Source organism: Micromonospora sp. NPDC004551, from assembly GCF_040609975.1.
GTDB lineage: Bacteria > Actinomycetota > Actinomycetes > Mycobacteriales > Micromonosporaceae > Micromonospora.
In genome coordinates this window covers 1-16,462 of sequence record NZ_JBEXLM010000015.1, presented here as the reverse complement: position 1 = coordinate 16,462, position 16,462 = coordinate 1, and the positions used below count along the sequence as shown (strand labels likewise).

Here is a 16,462-nt window from a genome sequence, read left to right as displayed (position 1 = left end):
GGCTACCGCCCGCGCGCAATGACCTCGATCAAGTGACCCAGGTCACACTCGTCGCCCCCGCGCATGCCCCGGCCATCGGAATCAGGACCGCCTCGATCCGGTTCAGGTAAGATAAGACAGTTGCCGTGGGCACCGATTCGGTCAGCTCAGCTGATCAGCACCGGTCCCCGGCGCGCGTGCGGCCCGGTCCGGCTCGGCGTCACCGCCCCCGACCGTGTGGCCCGCGCCATACCGTTCGCGCCCTGAGGACATGACGGGGCGCACCACGAGAGGGCACCCCCAAATCCATATGAGCGAGCAGATTCAAGGCCAGGAACTGGCCCCCACCGCTCCGGTCCGTCCGGAGGCTCCCACTTTCGCCGAGCTCGGCGCCCGCCAGGAGACCGTCGAGGCCCTGGCCGCCGCCGGCATCACCCGCGCCTTCGCCATCCAGGAATACGCGCTGCCGATCGGGCTGCGCGGCGTCGACCTGATCGGCCAGGCGCCGACCGGCACCGGCAAGACCCTCGGCTTCGGCATCCCGCTGCTGGAGCGCGTCTTCGCGCCCTCCGAGGGCAGCGACGGCGTGCCGCAGGCGCTGGTCGTCGTCCCCACCCGCGAGCTGGGCCTCCAGGTCGCCAAGGACCTGGACGCCGCGGGTCGCACCCGGGGCGTCCGCGTGCTGCCGATCTACGGCGGTGTCGCCTACGAGCCGCAGATCGACGCGCTGCGCAAGGGCGTCGAGATCCTGGTCGGCACCCCCGGCCGCCTGCTCGACCTGGCCAAGCAGAAGCACCTCCGGCTCGACCGGGTGCACGCGCTGGTGCTCGACGAGGCCGACCGCATGCTCGACCTGGGCTTCCTGGACGACGTCGAGAAGATCCTGGCGATGCTGCCGGAGGACCGGCAGACCATGCTCTTCTCGGCGACCATGCCGGACCCGATCGTCGCGCTGTCCCGGCGCTTCCTGCGCCGTCCGGTGACCATCCACGCCGGGCACACCGCCGAGACCGGCCCGTCGCCGCAGACCCAGCAGCTGGTCTACCGCACCCACTCGATGAACAAGGTCGAGATCGTGGCGCGCATCCTCCAGGCCGAGGGCCGCGGACTGACCATGATCTTCACCCGCACCAAGCGGGCCGCCGACCGGGTGGCCGAGGACCTGGACTTCCGCGGTTTCGCGGTCGCCGCCGTCCACGGCGACCTGGGTCAGGGCGCGCGGGAGCGGGCGCTGCGGGCGTTCCGCGCCGGCAAGATCGACATCCTGGTCGCCACCGATGTGGCGGCGCGCGGCCTCGACGTCACCGGCGTCACCCACGTCATCAACTACGACTGCCCCGAGGACCAGGACACCTACACCCACCGGATCGGCCGCACCGGCCGCGCCGGGGCATCCGGTGTCGCGGTGACCTTCGTCGACTGGGACGACATGCCCCGGTGGCGGATCATCGACAAGACCCTCGGGCTCGACATGCCCGAGCCGCCGGAGACCTACCACACCTCCGCGCACCTCTACACCGACCTGGCCATCTCCCGGGACGTCAGCGGCACCCTGCCGACCGCCGAGCGCACCCGCGCCGGCCTGTCGGCAGAGGCCGAGGAGGACCTGGGCGGCGGCCGGGCGCGGCGCGGCGAGCGCGGCGAGCGCGGCTCGCGACGCGGTGACGGCCGGGGCCGGGAGCGCCGCCGGGGTCGCGGCGACGGCGACGCCGCCGGTGAGGCGGCGCCCAGCGAGGCGTCCGCCGAGGAGGGCACCCGCAGCCCGCGCCGCCGCCGGCGCCGCCGGGCCGGCGAGACGGTCGCCGGCGAGCCCACCGCGGTGATCTCCAACGAGGGTGGTGCCGAGCCGGTCGCCGCGGCCGCCGAGGGCGAGTCGGCCGCCAAGCCGCGCCGCCGCCGGCGCCGCCGTGGCGGCGGGGGCACCGGCACGCCGGCCGAGGCGACCGCCGACTGACCCGCGAGACATCCGACGTCCCCCGCACCGGTTGACCGGTGCGGGGGACGTCCCCGTTCCACCCCGGCCGCCGGGCCGAGCCGTCGAGGAAGAGGAAGCCATGCCGGAACCGCTGGACGCCGCGCTGAGCGAGGTGCGGGCGCTGCTGCTCGACCCCGCCCTGACCCGGGCGGTCGCCGCCGGCCGTCGCCGCGGGCAGCGTCCCTCGGTGGTCCGCGCCGAGCTGCGCCCGGTCACCCTCAAGGGCGGCCCCCGGCTCCAGATCGCCACCTCCGACGGGGCCCGGCCATACACCCGGAACGTGGCCCCGGGCGCGGAGGCCGACGGCGCGGTCGACGCGCTGCTGGCCGAGCCCTTCGGCAACTGGCACGTGGAGACCGCCGACAGCACGCTCCAGCTCCGGGTGACCAAGTCGGGCGAGGCGCAGGTGCACCGGGCGGCGGCGAGCCGGCCGGCGCCGGAGCCGGGCGGCCACGACCGGGCCAAGGACTGGCTGCTCGACCCGGGCGACCCGATCTTCGCCGAGATCGGCGGCTCGGCGGCGAAGCGCCGCCAGGTGGACGCGTTCCTCCGGGCGCTGGCGGCCACCCTGCCCGACGACCTCACCGGGCCGCTGCGCGTGGTGGACCTGGGCTGCGGCAACGCCTACCTGACCTTCGCGGCGCACCGCTACCTGACGCAGCGAGGGCTGGACGTGACCCTGGTCGGGGTCGACGTCCGGGAGGACCAGCGCCGGCGCAACACCGAGCTGGCCGAGCGGCTGGGCTGGGCCGACCGGGTGAGCTTCGTGGCCGGCACCATCGCCGACGCGCAGGTGGAGCCGGCCCCGGACCTGGTGCTGGCGCTGCACGCCTGCGACACGGCGACCGACGAGGCGCTGGCCCGCGCGGTGCGCTGGGAGGCCCGCTGGGTGCTCGCCGCGCCCTGCTGCCACCACGATCTGGCCACCCAGCTCCGGGCCCGGCCCGCGCCGCAGCCGTACGAGCTGCTCACCCGGCAGGGCATCCTGCGCGAGCGGTTCGCCGACGTGCTGACCGACGCGCTGCGCGCCGGCCTGCTCCGGCTGCACGGCTACCGCGCCGAGGTGGTGGAGTTCGTCGACTCCCGGCACACACCCCGCAACCTGCTGATCCGGGCCCGGCGCACCGGTAGCGGGCCGACCGACGACCAGCGCGCCGAATATCGCGAGCTGGTCGACCGGTGGAGCGTCACGCCCCGGCTGGAGACGCTTCTCGCCGACCGCCCCTAGCGGCGGCGGTCGCCCCGGTTGCGCTCCCCCCGCTCGAACGCGGACGCCCGCTCTCCGGGCCTCCGGTTGGTGGACCGGTCGGACTCCGGCGACGTGGTCGGGAACGGCACCACCTTCGCCGGCTCGTCGGCGTTGCCGGCGGCGGCGAACGCGTTCCACGAGATGTCGACCAGCAGCCGCTTCAGCTCGGCGTGCCGGACGGCCGCGTTGCGCTGGAGCGCCATCCGGGCGCCCAGGACGACGCCGACCAGCGTGGTGGTGACCGCCCCGGTCGCGGCGATCAGGTGCACCCCGGTCGCCGGACCGCCGAGCACCGCCAGCACCAGGAGCCAGATCCAGAAGCCGAGAGCGAAGACGCCGGCCTTGACCACGAAGAAGAGGCTGATCGCGCCCGGGCGGTGGGGCACGGGACGGTCCGGCTCGGCCATGCTGCTCCTTCGATTTCCTGCTCAGGGGGTCCGTCGAGTTTAGTTGACGCATCACAACTGTCGATGCCCTCTCGGCGGTCCCGCCCACGGGACCTTCCGACCGATCAGTCAGTTACTAATCCCAGCGGGCGTACTAGGCTCGGTGCCCAGAGTCGGGTGCTCCGGCGGAAAGGGACAGACCCCGGGGATGGGCTCCGCAGAGGTATCGCCGCAGATGGCCTTCGCGCGCTTCGTGCGACGTGCGATCGATGACGCCCGTGAGGAGCGTGGCTGGACGGTGACCGACCTCGCCACGCACACCGGCGTGGGCCGGTCCACGGTGTTCCGCTGGCTCGCCGGCGACTGGCAGGACTACCCCGAACTGGCCAAGGTGCGTGGCTTCTGCGCCGCCCTCGACCTGCCGGTGGCCGCCGCGTTCCGCGCGCTGGGCCTGCCCGACGCCGGCGCGGTGCCCCGCCGGCGCGGCGCCGAGGACGGCCCGGTGGAGGCCGACGTCCGGGTGATCCTGGAGCGGCTGGCCGACCCGAACGTGCCCGCCGAGGAGAAGCACCACATCCGCGACCTGCTGCGCTACCTGGCCCGCCGCCCGGTGCGCCGGGCCGGCTGACCGGCCGATCAGGCCACGGTCACGCTGAACGCGGCCGTGCGCACCACGCCGCCGACCTGGAAGTCCAGGAACATCCGGTAGCGGCCCGGCCCCGGCGCGGTCAGCCAGAAGGTCACCGCGTCGCCGTCCCGCAACGGCTCGGGGTGCACATGCAGGTAGCCGAGGTCGCCCTCGCGGAGCGCGACCAGGTGGCCGTACGCGCCGAGGTAGGGCTCCAGCGGCGCGGCCGCGCCGTCGGCTCCGGTGACCGTGAACCGCAGCGGCACCGACTGGCCCACCGCCGGGGTGCCCGCGTAGCCGACGGTGAACCCGTCGACCGCGGCCGAGGTGGCCGGAGCGGGCAGCGGCCGGGGCGCGTACCCGCCCGGCGCGGTCAGGTCGGCGCCGAGGATCACGGCGGTCTGCCGGCCGTCGTCGGCGACGGCGGTGAAGTCCGCGTACATCCGCCAGGCGCCCGGCTCGGCCAGGGTCAGCGGCACCGACCAGGTGCCGTCGGCGGCCATGGTCGGGTGCAGGTGCTGGAAACCGGTGAGGTCCCGGCGCACCACGATGAGGTGCATGGGCTTGTCGTGCACGACGGCGAACCGGGTGACCGCCCGCCGCCGCTCGTCCTTGATCTGGAATCGCAGCTCACCGGCCCGGCCGGAGGTGAACTCCACGGTCGACGGGGCGAGCGTGTAGCCGGCCGAGCTGATCGACAGGCCGGCGGCCTCGGCGTCGCCGCCCTGGGTGACGGTGGCCCCGCCGTGCGAGTGCGCCCCGGTGCCGGGGGCGTGGGTGTGGCCCGCGGCCACCGCCGCGGCACCGGTGCGGGCCGGGTTCGGCGGCGGGTTCAGCCTGCCGAGGCCGAAGCCGAGCAGCACGGCCAGCACCAGCCCACCCACGGTGAGAGCGAGCCGCAGCGTCGCCCGGTCCACCTCGACGGGCCCGCTCGTGGCGGGCACGCCGGTGCCGGCGGCAGGGCCCGGCCGGCCGGCGTGGGACTTCACCACGTCGGGCGGCGACGCCTCCAGCCCGGACCCGGGGAGGTCCGGGCCGGGCAGCGGCGCGTCGGTGCCGGCGAGGGACGGTGACTCAGCCAACGCCGGAGGCCAGCTCGTAGCCCGCCTCGTCGACGGCGGCGCGGACGGACTCGACGGGCAGCGGGGCGGCACTGGTGACCGTGGCCGTGCCGGCGGTGAGGTCGATGCGGACCTCCTCGACGCCCGGCAGGGCGGACAGCTCCTCGGTGACCGCCCGGACGCAGTGTTCGCAGGTCATCCCGGTGACGCTGTACGTCTGGACGGCGGATCGCTGCTCGGTCATGCGCCCACGGTACCGCCGGTCGGGGGCCGGCCCGCCGACGGTCCACCGACGGTGGCGACGCTCGCATTCGGGGCAGGCCGGGAACTTTCCGTCCCCGGGGAGCGACGGTTCAACCGGCCACCGCGAGGGCCAGCGGCAGCACGTCGGGCGCGCCGGCCCGGCGCAGGAGCCGGGCCACCATGCTCATGGTCCAGCCCGAGTCGACCAGGTCGTCGACGAGCAGCACGGGCCCGTCCAGCCCGGGCAGCGCGTCGGCCAGGTCGGCGGGCACCGCGAAGGCGTCGTGCAGCGCGCGTACCCGCTGGGCGCTGTTGCCGCGCGGCCCGCCCGCGCCGGACGGGCCGGTCGGGACGACCCGGCCGAGCAGTGGCAGCCGGCCCACCGCGGCGATCCGCTCGGCGAGCGAGCCGACCAGCAGCGGCCGGGTGCGGGAGCCGACCGCGACCACGCCGACCGGACGGCGCGGCCACGGGTCGTCGCCGTGCGCCCACGCCTTCAGCACCTCGACCACCGCCGCCGCCACGTCGTCGGGGACGGGGCCGTCCGCCGCGTCCGGCCCGACCAGGCCGCGCAGCCGCCCGCCCCAGCCCAGGTCGGACAGGCGGCCCACGGCCCGCCCGGGCAGCGCCTGCTCCGCCGGGGGGATGCGCCCCTTCAGGGGTACGCCGACCGCCTCCAGCCCGGTCGGCCAGAGCTTCTTCGGCGGCACCGCCACGCCGGGGCGGCCCAGGAACGTCTGCGCGGCCGTGAGCGCGGCGTCGGAGACCTCCGGGCCGAACAGCGGGGCGGCGCAGTTGTCGCACCGGCCGCAGTCCCCCGCCCCGGCGTCGTCCAGGCACTCCCGCAGGTAGCGCATCCGGCAGCCGGGCGTGGCCGCGTACTCCCGCATGGCCTGCTGCTCGGCGGTGCGCGCCTGGGCGACGCGGCGCAACCGGGCCTCGTCGTAGACCCAGGGCTCGCCGGTGGCGAGCCAGCCACCGCGCACCCGGCGGACGGCGCCGTCCACGTCGAGCACCTTGAGCATCAGCTCCAGGCGGGCCCGGCGCAGGTCGACCACCGGTTCGAGGGCCTGGGTGGAGATCGGCCGGTCGGTGGACAGGGCGGCGAGCACGGCCCGGACCTGTTCCTCGGGCGGGAAGGCGAGCGAGGCGAAGTACCGCCAGATCGCCGCGTCCTCGACGCCAGGGAGCAGCAGCACCTCGGCGTGCTCGACGGCCCGGCCGGCCCGGCCGACCTGCTGGTAGTAGGCGATCGGCGAGGGCGGCGCGCCCAGGTGCACCACGAAGCCGAGGTCCGGCTTGTCGAAGCCCATGCCGAGCGCGCTGGTGGCCACCAGCGCCTTGATCTTGTTGTCCAGCAGGTCCTGCTCGGCGGCCCGCCGGTCGGCGTCCTCGGCCTGCCCCGTGTAGGCGGCCACCGACCAGCCCCGGGCGCGCAGGAACTCGGCGGTCTCGCCGGCCGCCGCCACCGTCAGCGTGTAGATGATCCCCGAGCCGGGGAGCCGGTCCAGGTGGTCGGCGAGCCAGGCCAGCCGGTGCGCCGGGCTGGGCAGATCCAGTACGCCGAGCCGCAGCGACTCCCGGTCGAGGGTGCCGCGCAGCACCAGAGCGTCGCCCAGCTGCTCCGCCACGTCCTGGGTGACCCGGGCGTTGGCGGTGGCCGTCGTGGCGAGCACCGGGGTCCGCTCGGGCAGGTTGGCGAGGAAGGTGCGCAGCCGGCGGTAGTCGGGACGGAAGTCGTGCCCCCAGTCGGAGACGCAGTGCGCCTCGTCGACCACGAGCAGCCCGGTGGTGGCGGCAAGCTTGGGCAGCACCCCGTCCCGGAAGTCGGGGTTGTTGAGGCGTTCCGGGCTGATCAGCAGCACGTCCACCGCCCCGGCGTGGATCTCGGCGGTGATCTCGTCCCACTCGTCCAGGTTCGCCGAGTTGATGGTGCGGGCCCGGATGCCGGCCCGCGCCGCCGACTCGACCTGGTTGCGCATGAGTGCCAGCAACGGCGAGACGATCACCGTGGGACCGTGGTCGCCACCCTCGCGGAGCAGCGCGGTCGCCACGAAGTAGACGGCCGACTTGCCCCAGCCGGTGCGCTGCACGCAGAGCACCCGCCGCCGGTCGACCACCAGCGCCTCGATGGCCCGCCACTGGTCCTCGCGGAGCCGGGCGTGCTCACCCGCCAGCCGCCGCAGCACCGCCTCGGCGCGCTCCCGGACGGCCATCCGATCCTGACCCATCCGGCATTTCTACCAGGCGACCCGGGGCGGGGCCGACTCACGACGGCCGGGCGGGCGGCCGTTCGGGGGGCAGGAAGAGCAGCACGTCCCGGAGCGGTTCGGTCGCCGCGGGCGGCAGGTGGCACCGCGCGGCCAGCTCCTCCAGCGAGCCGTACGGGCCGCGCAGCCAGCGGTCGACCGCGATCTGGCGGCGCTGGTCGACGGCCAGCCCGGGCAGCGTCGCCAGCACCGGGTCGGGCACCGCGTTGACGTCGACAAGGCCGCCGTCGTCGTAACCGCGAAGCAGGTCCGGGCGGCCGATGCGCAGGTCGATCCGGGCGGCCGGGTAGTGGTGCAGCAGGTAGCGGGCCTGCTCCCGGCGCAGCCGCCGCTGCTCGTCGGTGCGCTGCCGGCCGGTCCAGAACAGGCCGCCGATGGCGGCCCAGAGCGTGGGGTTGAGCAGCACCACGTGTACGGCGCCGAGCAGCCAGCAGATGCCCAGCGCCACGATGAAGTACAGCGCCTCACCGTCGGTCGGCTCCTCGTTCTCCGGAGCGCTGACCGCGATGACGAAGACGCTGAGGACGAGCAGGAAGTAGCCGACGCCGGCCAGCGCGAGCCGCCAGCTCCGCCGCCACAGCGCGTACCCGAGCACAACGGCCCAGGTGAGCGAGCCGAACGACAGCAGCGCGGCGCCGGTGCCGGCGACCGTTGCGGCGAGCCGGACCCACCCGGGCGGCCGGCGTTCGGCCGCTGCCTCGGCCGGCTGGTTCATGGCTACCAGAAGGGCGTGCGGGACCGGGACCGCCGACTCGACCGGCCCGGCGCCCCAGCCCGGCGGGGTCGGTGGGGTCGGCGCGGACGCAGCGGCCGAGCCGGTGGCGTCCGGGACGGGTGCTGGAGCGGGGGCCGAGGTGGCGGCGGCAGTGGTGACCGGTCCGGTGGCGCTCGGCGGCCGGGCGGGGGTTGACCGGACGGCGAACGCTTCCGGCGCGGTGGACGCCGACCCGTCCGGCAGGCCCGTGTCGTCGGGGATGCCGCCCGCTCCAGGCGCAGGCACGGCCGCCGGCGCGGGCGGCGCGGGCGGGAGCAGGGTCGGGTCGGCGCGGAGGATGCGCTGGTGCAGGTCCTGGAGCGGCTCGCCGGGCTCGATGCCGTACTCCTCGCGGAGCAGGTCGGCGAAGTCCCGGTAGGCGGCCAGCGCCTCGGCCTGCCGGCCGCTGCGGTGCAGCGTCAGCATGAGCTGGTGGCGCAGCCGCTCCCGGACCGGGAACTCGGCCACCAGCTCGACCAGCCGGCCGACCAGCTCGCCGTGCCGGCCGCTGGCCAGCTCCAGCTCGGTACGCGTCTCCAGGGCGACGGCCCGCAGCTCCACGAGCCGGTGCCGGGCCGCGTCGAAGTACGGGCCGGCGAACCCGGTGAACGGCTCCCCCTGCCACCGCTCCAGGGCGGCGGTCACCTCGGTCAGCGCGTCCTCGGTACGCCCCGCCGCGTGCCACTGCCGGGCCCGCCGCACCTCCCGCTCGAAGCGGACCGCGTCCACCGCCTCGGGCGGCACCCGCAGCAGGTACCCGGCGTCGGTGAGGGTGAGCACCTGCGCGGGCGTACGCGGCGACCGGTCGGGCTCGAGCACCCGGCGCAGCCCGGCCACGTACTTCTGCACCACGTTCGGGCCGTTCGCCGGGGGTTCCTCGGGCCAGACCGCGTCGACGATCTGCCCGGTCGGCACGGGACGGCCCGCGGCGAGCAGCAGCACGGCCAGCACGGCACGTTGCTTACCGGGCCCCAGGTCGAGCGGGCGCCCCGCGTACCAGGCCCGTTGCGGGCCGAGAATCTCGAAGCGCAACGCCTCTGACATGCGAGTTTCCGCTCCTGTGCCCCCGGCCGCCGGCCGCGGCGGCCCACGGCAGTCGGACGGCAGCATAACGGCAGCGGGACGGCCGTGGCGGCCGACAGAGTCCCGGGTGCAACAGTCACCTGGGAAAGTGAGTCAAACGAGATGACGCAGCGTACCGGCACCGCCGTGACGTTCCGGCGGGTCGCGGCCCTCGCGACCGCCGTGCTGGCCACCACCGTCCTGTCCGCGGGGTGCGGCGCGGGCGGGAGCGCCGGATCCGAACCCACCGCGGCCCCGTCGGCCGACCCGAAGGCGGTGCTGCTGGCCGCCGTGCCGAACGACAAGGACCCGGCCTTCCGGTTCTCCACGCTGGACGGCACCGACACGTTCGTCGGCGTGGTGGACCCGGCCGCGCACGCCATGGACCTGGGGATCACCCAGAAGAACGACGACCCCGAGTTCACCATGGCCATGACGTTCCGGGTGATCGACGAGGACCTCTGGATGCGGGTCAAGCTGACCGGCATGCCGGGCCTGCACGACGCGATGAAGCTGCCGAAGCGCTGGATGGCGCTGGACCGGACGAAGCTCGACGACGAGTCGGAGGCGCCGGTCTACCAGAACGCCGATCCGGCGAACACCGCTGCGATCATCCGGACCGCAGACACGGTGGAGGACGAGGGCAGCGGGACGTACACCGGCGTCGCCGACCTGACCGCCAACGCCGACGTGCAGAGCGCCTTCGACGGGATCGACGTGACCGCGCTCGGTGAGGCGGCGAAGAAGGTGCCGTTCACCGCGGTGGTCGGCCCGGACGGCAACCTCACCACGCTGACGCTGGAGATCCCGGCCGCCGGCAAGCAGAAGGCCATGAAGCTGGTCACCCGCTACTACGACTTCGGCAAGGCGCCGAAGCTCACGGCGCCGAGCGGCGACCAGGTGCAGAAGGCGCCCGCGTCGGCGTACGAGCTGCTGAACGGCTGAGCCACGACGCGCAGGAGGGGCGGCGGCCACACGGGGGGCCGCCGCCCCTCCTCACGTGTCGTTCAGCGGCCGAGGACGGAGCCGCCGTTGACGCCGAGCACCTGCCCGGTGACGTAGCCGGCGGACGGGCCGACCAGGTAGCGGACGGCCGCCGCGATGTCGTCCGGCACGCCGGCCCGGCCGACCAGGGTGGCGGCCACCCGCTTGGCGTGCCCCTCCGGCGTCATCCGGTCGCCGAAGAACTCGGTCTCGGCGACGTAGCCGGGGCTGACCACGTTGACCGTGATCTGTTCCGAACCGAGCTGGGCGGCCAGGTCGTACGCCCAGCCGTGCAGCGCGGCCTTCGCCGCCGAGTACGGCCCGGCACCGCCCCGCTGGGCGGCGATCGAACTGAGCAGCACCACCCGGCCGCCTGGGCGGCGCAGGGCGGGCAGCAGCGCCTCGGTGAGCAGCACCGCGGTGAGTACGTTGGCGTCCAGGTTGGCCCGCCACCAGGCCGCCACGTCGCATAGGGTGTCGGTCGGTCCGCCCAGGTAACCACCTGCGTTGTTGACGACCGCGTCGACGGTCCGCTCCCCGACCGCCTCGACCACCGCCGAGACCTGCACCGGATCGGTCAGGTCAGCAGCGACCGCGGTAACAGCGCCCACCCGCCCGCACTCGGCGGAGATCCGCTCGGCGGCACCCCGCAGCACATCCCCGCGCCGCCCCACGATCAGCACGTCGAACCCGTCAGAAACGAGCCCGGAGGCCACCGCGGCCCCGATCCCGGTCCCACCCCCACTGACAACGGCAAGCCCGCGCTCCCCCATGACCCCTCCCCAGTTGATCAAGAAGTTTGCGTCATCCTACGGCGGGTTCCCGACGCGAACTTCTTGATCAACGCGGAGGTCGGGCGGGGAGGCTGAAGGCCGCGGAGGGTCAGCGGCGGCGGAGGGCTGTCAGGACGGGGGTCAGGCGGGTGCGGAGGCTGGCCAGGCCGCCGGGGAAGAAGTACACCGCCAGGATGAACACCGTGCCCAGGACGAACAGGGGCTGGCTCAGCGGGTGGCTGAGGAACGCCGGGAGGCTGTTCACCGCGTCGCTGGTGCCGAAGGCCGTGAGGCGGTGGTCCAGGTACATGTAGAGGATGCCGCCGAGCACCGGGCCCCAACGGGTGCCGGGGCCGCCGAGGACCACCATGACCAGCAGCGACAGCGTCAGCTCCGACGACGTGACGTGTGGGCTGGCGCCGCCGACGATCAGGCAGTAGACCGCACCGCCGGCCGTGGCCAGGCCGCCGGCCAGGGTGAACGCGACCAGCTTGAACCGGTACGGGTCGAGCCCGAGCACGCCGATCCGTCGCTCGTCGTCGCGCAGCCCGGCCAGCACCCGCCCGGTCGGCGAGCCGCTCACCCGGTGCACCACGAGGACCACCAGGGCCAGGTACGCCAGCGCCAGCCAGTAGAGGTTCACCGTGTTGGTGACCCCGACCAGCGCGTCCGGCAGCCCGGAGACGTCCAGCGGCAGGCCCTCCTCGCCGCCGGTCAGCCCGCCGAAGTCCCGGGCCACGAGGATCGCCCCGACCTGGGCGAAGGCGAGCGTCACCATGGCGAACGCGATGCCGACCGTGCGCAGCGCCACGGCGCCGAGCAGCGCGGCGAGGATCGTCCCGCCCGTGACGGTCAGCAGCGCGGCCTGCCAGAGCGGCAGCCCGGCCCGGGTGACCAGCACGTCGGTGCCGTAGACGCCGGCGGCGAAGTAGAGGGCGTGCCCGAAGGAGAGCATCCCGGTCCGCCCGAAGAGCAGGTCGTAACCGGCCGCCAGGCCGCCGAAGACCAGGCAGATGGCGAGCAGTTGCAGGGTGCCCGGAGAGTTGAGCGGCCCCTCGAAGACGCCCGGCAGGTTGACCGTGGAGTAGGGCAGGACCGCCGCCACGACCAGGGCGACCAGCGGCACGTACGGACGCAGGCCGTGCCAGCGGGAGCGGCCGGGGGTCAGCTCGTCGGGCACCGCCGCGGGCGGCGCGGGCACCTCGGGACTCTTGACCTCGGTCATGCGTGAGCCACCTTTCCGGCCAGGCCCTGCGGACGCAGCAGCAGCACCACGGCGAGCAGGCCGACCACGCAGAGGTCACCCAGCCCGGACGTGCCGTAGTAGTTGACGAACTGTTGCAGCAGCCCCACCGCGACCGCCGCGTACGCGGACCCGACCACCGAGCCCATGCCGCCGATCACCACCACGATGAACGCGAAGATCAGGAGCGAGCCACCCTGGCCGGGCGAGACGGTGCCGAAGTAGACCGAGCCGAGGGCGCCCGCCAGCGCGGCGGCCGCCCCGCCGATCGCGAAGACCAGGGTGAACGCCTTGCGCACGTCGATGCCGAGCGCGGTCACCATCTCCCGGTTCTCCACGCCGGCCCGGATGATCAGGCCGTACCGGGTGAACCGCAGGAACGCGAGCAGCGCGCCGAGCACCACCGCGGCCGCGACGATCAGCAGGAGCCCGGCGTTCGGCACCTGGGCGCCGAGGACCGAGGTCACGTCCCGGGTCCACGAGGGGCGCGGGAACGGCCGCGCGTCAGCCCCCCAGGTGGCCTGGAGCAGCGCCACCCCGGCCAGCGACAGGCCGACGGTGACCAGCACCTGCTCGATGGTGCGGGAGTAGAGCGGCCGGATCAGCACCAGCTCGACCAGCACCGCCACGGCCGACCCGGCGAGCACGCCGAAGGCGACGGCCACCACGAACCCGAGTCCGTCGGAGCCCGCCCCGGGCAGGTTGCCCGCCGCCCACCAGGTCGCGTACGCCCCGACGCCCAGGAAGAGGCCGTGCGCGAAGTTGAGCACGTCGGCCAGGCCGAAGACCAGGGAGAGGCCGGAAGCGACGAGGAAGTAGAGCGCCGCCAGGCCCAGCCCGGTCAGCGTCAACAGGATCACCGTGCTCACGCGTGCACCTCCCCGGAACCCACGCCCAGCAGCGACTTGGTCAGCGCGGTCTCCAGCAGCAGGTCCTGCGCGTTGCCGGTCCAGGCGACCCGGCCGGCGGAGAGCACCACGGCGTCGCGCGCCAGCCGCCGGACCACGGCCAGGTTCTGCTCGACCAGCAGCACCGGCACGGATTCCGCGACCCGTTCCAGCACCTCGGCCACCTCGGTCACCACCTTCGGCGCCAACCCCTTGGTCGGCTCGTCGACCAGCAGCAGCCGGTTGTCGTTGAGCAGCACCCGGCCGATCGCGAGCATCTGCTGCTGCCCGCCCGAGAGTGAACCGGCCCGTTGCCGTCCGCGCCGGTCCAGCTCCGGGAAGAGGGCATAGACCTTGTCGTACGCCGGCGTCGTGCCCCGCCGTTCCGCCAGCCGCAGGTTCTCCGCGACGGTGAGTGCGGCGAAGACGCAGCGGTCCTCCGGCACGTAGCCGAGCCCGCCGCGGACCAGCCGGTGGGTGGGGCGGGCCAACAGGCTCTGCGCGCCCATCCGGACGGTGCCGCGCACCTCGCCGTTGCGCGGGGTCAGCCCGACGATCGCGCGCAGCGTGGTGGTCTTGCCGACGCCGTTGCGGCCGAGCAGCACGGTCACCCCGGTGGGCGCCACCTCGAACGACACACCCTGGAGGATGTGCAGCCCGGCGATCCGCACCGACAGGTTCTCGACGCTCAGGACTGGTTCGGTCACAGCGCCTCCCCCAGGTACGCCTCCTGCACGGTGGCGTTGGCCATCACCGTGTCCGGGGTGTCGCAGGCCAGCAGCGCACCGTGGTGCATCACGGCGATGCGGTCGGCCAGCTCCAGGATCACGTCCATGTGGTGTTCCACCATGAGCACCGACCGGCCGCTGTCGCCGGTCAGCGACTTGATCACGCTGACCAGCTCGGGCACGTCCTCGGCGCTCACCCCGGCCATCGGCTCGTCGAGCAGCATGACGCGCGGCTCGCCGGCGAGCAGCAGGGCGATCTCCAGCTTGCGCTTCTCGCCGTGGGCGAGGGTGCCGGCCAGCGCCGCACCCCGGTGGGCCAGGCCCACCCGGTCGAGCGCCGCGTCGGCGGCGGCGGCCACCTCCCGGTCGGCCGCCGCCCGCCGCCACAGCTTCATCGAGCCACCCCGGTGCGCCTGTACGGCGAGCCGGACGTTCTCCCGCACCGTCAGCGACCCGAAGACCGAGGACGCCTGGAAGGTACGCCCCAGCCCGAGGCGCGCCCGCCGGTGCGGGGGCAGGTCGGTGACGTCCGCCCCGTCCAGCAGGATCCGCCCCTCGGTGGGCCGGCGCAGGCCGGTGATCAGGTTGAACAGGGAGGTCTTGCCGGCGCCGTTGGGCCCGATCACGCCGAGGAACTCCCCGGGCGCGAGGTCGAGGTAGACGGAGTCGACGATGGCGACCTCACCGATCCGCCAGGTCAGACCGCGGGTGGCGAGCACTTGGTCAGCCCTTCATCTGCGCGACCGGCGGCGCGGACTCGTCACCGGTCAGGGTCTTCTGCGCGGTCGCCGTGAAGGCGGTGCCGCTGCCGGAGAGCTTCGCCTGGTACATCGGCTGGAGCAGCGCGTGGTCCTCGGCGCGGATGGTCATCTTGCCCTTCACGCCGTCGAACTGCCAGCCCTCCAGCGCCTTGACCATCTTGTCCACGTCGTCGCCGCCCTCCTGCACGGCGCGGACGACCATCTGGGCGGCGGCGAAGCCGTCCGGGTGGAACAGGTCGAGCGTGCCGCCCGGGATCTTCGCCTTGGCGGCCTTGGCGGCCTCGGTGTCGCTGGCCCCGTCGAAGTAGTGCGACAGGAAGGAGATCTTGCTGCCGGCCGCGCCGAAGGTGGGCCAGGAGGCGCGGATGTCCAGGCCGGTGACGACCGTGGTGGAGGCGAGCACGCCCTGCTGGTCGAGGGTCTGCCACATGGCCGGGGCGGTGGTGCCGGCCCAGGCGACGAAGAGCAGGTCCGGCTTGGCGGCCTTGATCTGGCTGGCGAACGGGGTGAACTCGGTCGCGCTGGCGGGGGCCCGGACGCTGCTCACGGTGGCGCCGGCGCCGCCGATGACGGCCTTGACGGCGGCCTCGTTCGCGTCACCGAAGGCGCCGTCCTGGGCGAAGACGACCACCTTCTTGCCGGCGGCGTCGCCGATGAACGACTTGGCGGTCACCACGTCCTGGTACGACTGCCGGCCGGAGCGGAACGTGTACTTGTTCGCGCCGGTCACCGCGTCGGTGGCGGCCGGACCGGAGATGAACAGCACCTTGTTCTGCGCCGCGATGGGGGCGACCTGGAGGGCCACGCCGGACGAGGTGGAGCCGGCGATGATCTTCGTGCCCTTGCCGATGAGGTCCTTGGCCGCGGAGACCGCCTTCGCGGGGTCGCCCGCGTCGTCGACCTCGGTCACCTCGATCTTCCGGTCGCCGACCTTGCCGGTTCCCTTGGTGGCGAAGTCGAGGCCGGCCTTGAAGCCCTCGATGTACTGCTTGCCGTAGCTGGCCAGCGGGCCGGACTGGGAATACACGAGGCCGACCTTGACCGGTGCGGCGTCGCCGCCGCCGGAGGCGGTGTCCTGCGGGCTGCCACAGGCCGTGGCCGCGAGCGCGGCCGCCATCACCGTGGCGGCGGAAAGGAACACCCGTCGCGTGTGCCGGATCGTCATTGCGACTCCAGGTGGGGACAGGGGGAAGTGTCAGTTGTCGGCTCACGCTAGAAGTGACGTCACGCACGGGCTATGTGGCCGAAACACACAAGTAACCAGGGTGGGGTGGCCGACCGTTACAACCGCCCCCGGCCGGTGGGTCGCCGCTCCGCGCCCGGTGGCCGCCGGCACCACCGGGCGGGACGCCGCTGTGTCGCGCCCCGCCATCGATCACGGACGCGGGGGCGGGCCGGCGAGGGCGGCCGCGCCGGCGCCCGCCCACCGCTGGGGGGGCACCAAGAGCAACGCGAGAGGCACACCCGCGAAAACCAGAA

Annotated in this window: 15 protein-coding genes; 4 read left to right on the top strand and 11 right to left on the bottom strand. The window is 74.3% G+C overall.

Going from position 1 to position 16,462, the window contains the following annotated elements; translation table 11 throughout:
• Nucleotides 1-289 precede the first annotated feature (289 nt).
• Both ABZW14_RS18780 and ABZW14_RS18775 read left to right on the top strand, forming a co-directional pair.
• Nucleotides 290-1,933, top strand: coding sequence for a DEAD/DEAH box helicase (locus tag ABZW14_RS18780; RefSeq protein ID WP_355347764.1), 1,644 nt, complete (start codon nucleotides 290-292; stop codon nucleotides 1,931-1,933).
• Nucleotides 1,934-2,033: 100 nt separating this feature from the next.
• Entirely contained in the window at nucleotides 2,034-3,182 is a 1,149-nt protein-coding gene (locus ABZW14_RS18775) for an SAM-dependent methyltransferase (protein ID WP_355347761.1), read from the top strand.
• On the opposite strand, the gene ABZW14_RS18770 is transcribed toward ABZW14_RS18775, so the two are convergent.
• On the bottom strand, nucleotides 3,179-3,610 hold the full coding sequence (locus ABZW14_RS18770) for a hypothetical protein (protein ID WP_355347758.1): 432 nt from the start codon (nucleotides 3,608-3,610) through the stop codon (nucleotides 3,179-3,181). The two genes, ABZW14_RS18775 and ABZW14_RS18770, sit on opposite strands and share 4 nt — an antisense overlap.
• Before the next feature lie 187 nt (nucleotides 3,611-3,797).
• Here ABZW14_RS18770 and ABZW14_RS18765 point away from each other — a divergent pair, with 187 nt between their 5' ends.
• Complete coding sequence (locus tag ABZW14_RS18765; protein WP_151465319.1) at nucleotides 3,798-4,217, top strand: helix-turn-helix transcriptional regulator; 420 nt, start codon at nucleotides 3,798-3,800, stop codon at nucleotides 4,215-4,217.
• 8 nt (nucleotides 4,218-4,225) lie between these two features.
• Here ABZW14_RS18765 and ABZW14_RS18760 read toward each other — a convergent pair whose 3' ends face one another.
• The 4 genes from ABZW14_RS18760 to ABZW14_RS18745 all read right to left on the bottom strand — a co-directional run bounded on the left by ABZW14_RS18760 (nucleotide 4,226) and on the right by ABZW14_RS18745 (nucleotide 9,589).
• Nucleotides 4,226-5,161 carry a hypothetical protein gene (locus ABZW14_RS18760; protein WP_355348112.1) on the bottom strand — a complete coding sequence of 312 codons (936 nt, stop codon included), beginning with the start codon at nucleotides 5,159-5,161 and terminating at the stop codon, nucleotides 4,226-4,228.
• Nucleotides 5,162-5,291: 130 nt separating this feature from the next.
• Nucleotides 5,292-5,522, bottom strand: coding sequence for a heavy metal-associated domain-containing protein (locus ABZW14_RS18755; RefSeq protein WP_355347754.1), 231 nt, complete (start codon nucleotides 5,520-5,522; stop codon nucleotides 5,292-5,294).
• Between the two features lie 109 nt (nucleotides 5,523-5,631).
• Nucleotides 5,632-7,752, bottom strand: a complete 2,121-nt coding sequence (locus tag ABZW14_RS18750; RefSeq protein WP_355347751.1) for a RecQ family ATP-dependent DNA helicase — start codon at nucleotides 7,750-7,752, stop codon at nucleotides 5,632-5,634.
• A 37-nt stretch (nucleotides 7,753-7,789) separates the two neighbouring features.
• The gene (locus ABZW14_RS18745) at nucleotides 7,790-9,589 is read right to left on the bottom strand and encodes an AfsR/SARP family transcriptional regulator (RefSeq protein WP_355347748.1); all 1,800 of its coding nucleotides are present in this window, start codon (nucleotides 9,587-9,589) and stop codon (nucleotides 7,790-7,792) included.
• Between the two features lie 141 nt (nucleotides 9,590-9,730).
• Between ABZW14_RS18745 and ABZW14_RS18740 the strand changes: the two genes are divergently transcribed.
• The gene (locus ABZW14_RS18740; protein WP_355347745.1) at nucleotides 9,731-10,552 is read left to right on the top strand and encodes a hypothetical protein; all 822 of its coding nucleotides are present in this window, start codon (nucleotides 9,731-9,733) and stop codon (nucleotides 10,550-10,552) included.
• Between the two features lie 62 nt (nucleotides 10,553-10,614).
• Here the strand turns inward: ABZW14_RS18740 and ABZW14_RS18735 are convergent, their stop codons facing one another.
• From ABZW14_RS18735 to ABZW14_RS18710, 6 genes are all read right to left on the bottom strand, one after another.
• Nucleotides 10,615-11,364: an SDR family oxidoreductase gene (locus ABZW14_RS18735; protein ID WP_355347742.1), complete on the bottom strand. Its 750-nt coding sequence runs from the start codon at nucleotides 11,362-11,364 to the stop codon at nucleotides 10,615-10,617.
• 109 nt (nucleotides 11,365-11,473) lie between these two features.
• A complete protein-coding gene (locus tag ABZW14_RS18730; protein ID WP_355347739.1) occupies nucleotides 11,474-12,589 on the bottom strand; it encodes a branched-chain amino acid ABC transporter permease in 1,116 nt (371 codons plus the stop codon).
• Nucleotides 12,586-13,476: a branched-chain amino acid ABC transporter permease gene (locus ABZW14_RS18725; RefSeq protein ID WP_355347736.1), complete on the bottom strand. Its 891-nt coding sequence runs from the start codon at nucleotides 13,474-13,476 to the stop codon at nucleotides 12,586-12,588. Before ABZW14_RS18725 ends, ABZW14_RS18730 begins: the two co-directional genes overlap by 4 nt.
• Entirely contained in the window at nucleotides 13,473-14,201 is a 729-nt protein-coding gene (locus ABZW14_RS18720) for an ABC transporter ATP-binding protein (protein ID WP_355347733.1), read from the bottom strand. The genes ABZW14_RS18725 and ABZW14_RS18720 overlap by 4 nt, the downstream gene beginning before the upstream one ends.
• Nucleotides 14,198-14,941 carry an ABC transporter ATP-binding protein gene (locus ABZW14_RS18715; RefSeq protein ID WP_355347730.1) on the bottom strand — a complete coding sequence of 248 codons (744 nt, stop codon included), beginning with the start codon at nucleotides 14,939-14,941 and terminating at the stop codon, nucleotides 14,198-14,200. Before ABZW14_RS18715 ends, ABZW14_RS18720 begins: the two co-directional genes overlap by 4 nt.
• Before the next feature lie 4 nt (nucleotides 14,942-14,945).
• Nucleotides 14,946-16,148, bottom strand: coding sequence for a substrate-binding domain-containing protein (locus tag ABZW14_RS18710; RefSeq protein ID WP_355347727.1), 1,203 nt, complete (start codon nucleotides 16,146-16,148; stop codon nucleotides 14,946-14,948).
• Between the last annotated feature and the right edge of the window lie 314 nt (nucleotides 16,149-16,462).

What these genes read in the sequence shown, in the direction of transcription:
- ABZW14_RS18780 (WP_355347764.1), top strand. Translation starts at nt 290, where the DNA reads ATGAGCGAGCAGATTCAAGGCCAGGAACTGGCCCCCACCGCTCCGGTC.
- ABZW14_RS18775 (WP_355347761.1), top strand. Translation starts at nt 2,034, where the DNA reads ATGCCGGAACCGCTGGACGCCGCGCTGAGCGAGGTGCGGGCGCTGCTG.
- ABZW14_RS18770 (WP_355347758.1), bottom strand. Translation starts at nt 3,610, where the DNA reads ATGGCCGAGCCGGACCGTCCCGTGCCCCACCGCCCGGGCGCGATCAGC.
- ABZW14_RS18765 (WP_151465319.1), top strand. Translation starts at nt 3,798, where the DNA reads ATGGGCTCCGCAGAGGTATCGCCGCAGATGGCCTTCGCGCGCTTCGTG.
- ABZW14_RS18755 (WP_355347754.1), bottom strand. Translation starts at nt 5,522, where the DNA reads ATGACCGAGCAGCGATCCGCCGTCCAGACGTACAGCGTCACCGGGATG.
- ABZW14_RS18750 (WP_355347751.1), bottom strand. Translation starts at nt 7,752, where the DNA reads ATGGGTCAGGATCGGATGGCCGTCCGGGAGCGCGCCGAGGCGGTGCTG.
- ABZW14_RS18745 (WP_355347748.1), bottom strand. Translation starts at nt 9,589, where the DNA reads ATGTCAGAGGCGTTGCGCTTCGAGATTCTCGGCCCGCAACGGGCCTGG.
- ABZW14_RS18740 (WP_355347745.1), top strand. Translation starts at nt 9,731, where the DNA reads ATGACGCAGCGTACCGGCACCGCCGTGACGTTCCGGCGGGTCGCGGCC.
- ABZW14_RS18735 (WP_355347742.1), bottom strand. Translation starts at nt 11,364, where the DNA reads ATGGGGGAGCGCGGGCTTGCCGTTGTCAGTGGGGGTGGGACCGGGATC.
- ABZW14_RS18730 (WP_355347739.1), bottom strand. Translation starts at nt 12,589, where the DNA reads ATGACCGAGGTCAAGAGTCCCGAGGTGCCCGCGCCGCCCGCGGCGGTG.
- ABZW14_RS18710 (WP_355347727.1), bottom strand. Translation starts at nt 16,148, where the DNA reads ATGACGATCCGGCACACGCGACGGGTGTTCCTTTCCGCCGCCACGGTG.